We start from the raw sequence: 4,288 nt of genomic DNA on the forward strand, positions 1-4,288 counted from the left end.
ATTTTTTTAATGGGTATAATTATGAGTGGTTGTGGATGTAGTAAAGAAACACCATGCGAAGATAAGAAATCTCAACAAGAAAATCATCCATCAATTGCAGAAGCAAACAATAACACTAAATATAAAAAAAATGGAAGAATAATTTACTAAGTTATTGTTTTTAAGTTGATCCTTGTTTTATATGGGGGTGATAATAACTTCTGATTACTAGTTTTTACCTTAAATATACCGATTGAAAGATTCATTTAAAGGCTATGAATACATGAGTTTTACAGTTTGGCTAGGTCAGCATGAGTACTTTTCACAAGATTTAAGATCGACCATGAACGTGATTAAGTTATAGGGGATTGATGAAATAGTTTTTATGAATTTCTGGCTTTCTGGGCTGATTTTATCAAATTCATGTCTATGCAAAATTGCGACATATTTCTCGTGCTGGTAGTTATCCAGAGTTTGGTCTGCATCTATCCATAGTGCAGACCTTTTTTTGGTGACAGTTTTTTCTTAGTGATTTTCGATCTGGATGTAGTGATTTCACGTTTGCAGAATATATCTTAGCGGTGATCCATCTAATATTCGTGATTATAAAGAGAGCTAATTCACAGGTTCTACAGATTATGTAGCGACTAACTATATCAAAGTCTATTTGCAGTTGATGGTTGGCGCTTAGTTTATATTTACGCTTAGGTTTCAGTTAAAAAATCAATATTCTGTTGAATCCGTGATTGAATCATCTGTAGGGTAGATTCTCGAATTTGATGGGGATACAGGCGCTGCGCAATTTGACTAAATTGAAGTGCAATTTCACGCATGGTCAAGATGATCTCATCGACTTCTAGAGTAGTCAGATTAGCTTCTGAAGTACCGAGTTTATGTATGTCATTTCGGGAAATATTGAGCGCTTCTCCCATAATGTCCATTTGATGATAACCACCTGGACCCTCGCAGAAGGTCACATCATAGGCTGGAGCCAATTTCCATTGACCATTTTTCTCCATGAGAAATGAAAAGTTCTTAGTATGGTCATCCCGATTATTGAAAAGCACATTAAACACAGCACGTTTAAAAGCATGCAATCTTTCTCGTACATCTTGCGTACACATCAAGGTTGCCCGGAGAAAATTGCGATAGTCTAGGCTACCTGGAACTTTATAGTCTGCTCCTGTATATGCAGCCAAACTCTGCATTGGAATCCGCATACCATTTTGACGATCGAATCGTTTAGAAGCAAAAGCCGTTAAACCATTGGGCAAATTAAAGAAATGGGTATCTGGAGTCTCAATTGCACAAAGTCGCAAACATTCTGCATAGACGGCTTCAATGGCGCAGACTTCAGGATGCTCTTGCTGAGCAGGAAACTTAATCAGCCAGGCTTCATGTTGATCAGAATCTTGAGTCGAAAACTCTAAATTGACAGGATCTCGGTAAACCAACGCTTTTGGTCTGGCACCTTGAGGGGAGCCACCCATGACCAATAAATGCTGTAGAAATTCACCACCTTCACCTTTGAGTACTTCTTGAACTTCCTGGGCCAGTTGTTGTAAAGGGATATTTTCTGAGGTTTGCATGTCAGCAACACAAGGTTCAAAGGAGAGGGCACCCATTGCGTGACTACTAATATAGGTCAGACGCTCCAAAGGTCCAATTCGTGCTGAATTTAAGCCAATTTTTTTGAAATATCGATCCATCAACATCATGCCCCAACCATCTGGTAAAGCGTCATAGACTGGACCTGGGAGTCCCATTTGATGAGTAGGAAAACCTTGTCTGAATGGTAGACCTTTTAAAGGCAGCAAGTAAGAAGAGAGCTCAACACCTTGCTGTATTGCTTCTGGACTATATTCAAAAGCAATGGTGGGTCTACCTGTCGTGGCTGTTGAACTAATCAGCGTTCCCCATAACCATGATTCGCCCCAACCGTTGTAATAAACATTAAGTCTATTGAGCATTATCCCTTCCTCTTAATACGGTGGCGCTTACTTTGACTCTCATAGCGAAGAATGTCATTCACACTGTTAAGCTGAGGTTTAAATAGTTCCTGAAGTTCGTTTAATCGACCCAAGACCATTGCAATACGGACTAAATTTTCAACAGATACATTTCGTCCCGCTTCAAGATTCGAAACTGTATTCACGCCGACACCAGCGCGTGCTGCTACCTCAGCTTGAGACATCTCCAGAAAGAGTCGTTGCTTACGTAAACGCTCACCTAAAAGAGTCACAACTTCTTCTGGTTTAGTGAAATATAAATCCATTAAATTGGGTCTTAAGAATGAATAATTTAATTAAACCACAAAATAATGGAATTAATCTATAGCTATAGTGTGGCTAAGGAGGGCTTTGTTGCACAGCACATCAGAAGGGTAGGTATAGTCCTTGGGTATCGGTTACAGAAAATCATCAGGATGTACTTTGACTGATTGTTGATACGGAGATTTCAGTATTTTCATTTTTCCTAATAGGTCACATTACTTAGAAAGGGTTCTTCGAAAATTAGTTCATACTTTAAAAATCCTATAAATATTGAGGATATTTTCTTAATGCTTTCAATATAGCATGCGGCTATATGTAACTCGAACGGGCTTAATCTGCCTTTCAGTATAAATTTTTTGGGCGTGAGAGGGGAGAGGTGTGAGGGCAAGCAATTTATATCGTGGATACTTCTAAATTACTTATGTAATAGAAGGTGGTAAACATGGATTTAGAGGTAATAACACTAAATATAAAAAAATTGGAAGAATAATTTATTAAATTATTGTTTTTATGTGGTTATTGGTGATGTTATGAATAATAATAACTTTTTTCTTGATGAATTTTACCTAAAAAAATTGATCAGATAATTTTCTTTAAATGTCATGCATACATAAATTTGACAGTTTGAAGGGATCGGTATGTGCATTTTTCACAAGGTTAAAGATCGACCATAAATGTGATAAACGGCAGAGGATCATTGAAAAATGAATGGATTTAAACACTACATGTATGCACGAAAAAAAGTATCGCTGCGGTTCTGCTGACAGGCTGTATTGAGCATTGAATGCAAATGATGTAGTAATTGTCTACAGGCTATAGGACCAGCATGAAGAAGAATGAAATGTAGTTGCCAATTTATAACCTTGGTTGAAAAGCATAGCATTGTTATTCGGAGAAGTGAGGTAAGCCATCCTTCTCTTATTCATTTAAAATGATTCTTACTCAACTGATCTCGACTCATGGGCTGGTTCCAATTAGACGGATAATAACTTCCATCCCCTATCTTTTTCTTACCACATTTCTTGCATTTAATCCCTTCTTTGGAGATTTGATTCAGCATCACTGTTGTCGGTTGAATCAAATCAATGACATAGTTCGTTGGTTCAGGAAAAGCAGAAGAGGCTGCTTTATTGCAAAAGAGAACATTCGGATCAAATGGATTGGATTGCACAAAAGCCATGATACAGCCACAGAGTAATTCACCTGCATGTAATCTGTATGAACCGTACCGGGTTTGTCGGAGACTCAATATTCTGAGAGACTATTCCGATGAAAAAACCAACCTATACCCCCGAAATTAGAGAAAGAGCGGTTCAATTACTAATTGAATCTGAAAAAGATTATCCTTCTACTTGGGCTGCAATCACAGCAATTGCGCCTAAGATTGGTTGTACTCCTGAAACACTTCGTGCCTGGCATCAAAAGCATTTAGATCAGCAAAATCCTATTAAAGTACAACAGATATCTGATCAAGAAAAAATGAAGCAAATGGAACGTGAAATTAAAGAATTAAAGCGTGCCAATGAAATTCTACGTAAAGCAGCCGCTTTTTTCGCCCAGGCGGAGCTCGACCGCCCACACAAATAATGATGGATTTCATCCATAACAATAAAGACTTATATGGTGTTGATGCGATTTGTAGGATTTTACCGATCGCAGCTTCAACCTATTACCGAACTTTAGATCTCGCTGACAATCCAGAACATCGAGCGAAACGAGATCTACATGATAAGCATCATGCTGAACAAATTAAACGAATTTGGAAGGAAAGTTCAGGTCGATATGGTGTACGTAAAGTTTGGCAAAAATTGAAACGTGAAGGCTATGTTATTGCACGTTGTACAGTTGCTCGATTGATGCAGAAGCTAGATATACAAGGTGTTTGGCGTGGTAAGAACAAACAAACTACCCGCAACCGAGATGATCAAAAACGAGCAGATGATTTAGTGAAACGTAATTTTAGTGCTGATCGACCTGACCAATTATGGGTCAGTGACTTTACGTATATTCAAACTCATTCAGGCTGGGTCTATACC

At 38.1% G+C, this 4,288-nt stretch carries 3 protein-coding genes, 1 pseudogene and 1 other annotated feature; of the genes and pseudogenes, 1 reads left to right on the forward strand and 3 read right to left on the reverse strand.

All coding sequences use genetic code 11. The features are described 5' to 3' along the window. Window positions 1-683 precede the first annotated feature (683 nt). The 3 genes from WFH18_RS16960 to WFH18_RS16970 all read right to left on the reverse strand — a co-directional run bounded on the left by WFH18_RS16960 (window position 684) and on the right by WFH18_RS16970 (window position 3,432). Entirely contained in the window at window positions 684-1,949 is a 1,266-nt protein-coding gene (locus WFH18_RS16960; RefSeq protein WP_000934717.1) for a type II toxin-antitoxin system HipA family toxin, read from the reverse strand. Further along, window positions 1,949-2,254, reverse strand: a complete 306-nt coding sequence (locus WFH18_RS16965) for a helix-turn-helix domain-containing protein (RefSeq protein WP_000366814.1) — start codon at window positions 2,252-2,254, stop codon at window positions 1,949-1,951. The genes WFH18_RS16960 and WFH18_RS16965 overlap by 1 nt, the downstream gene beginning before the upstream one ends. Before the next feature lie 920 nt (window positions 2,255-3,174). Then, entirely contained in the window at window positions 3,175-3,432 is a 258-nt protein-coding gene (locus WFH18_RS16970) for a hypothetical protein (RefSeq protein WP_004726728.1), read from the reverse strand. Between the two features lie 89 nt (window positions 3,433-3,521). Between WFH18_RS16970 and WFH18_RS16975 the strand changes: the two are divergent. After that, window positions 3,522-4,288 (forward strand): annotated as a pseudogene (locus WFH18_RS16975) (IS3 family transposase); the annotation flags it as partial. Further along, window positions 3,797-3,913 (forward strand) — a sequence feature (AL1L pseudoknot). It overlaps the preceding pseudogene by 117 nt.

This window comes from Acinetobacter sp. USHLN143, assembly GCF_037145695.1.
Lineage (GTDB): Bacteria > Pseudomonadota > Gammaproteobacteria > Pseudomonadales > Moraxellaceae > Acinetobacter > Acinetobacter fasciculus.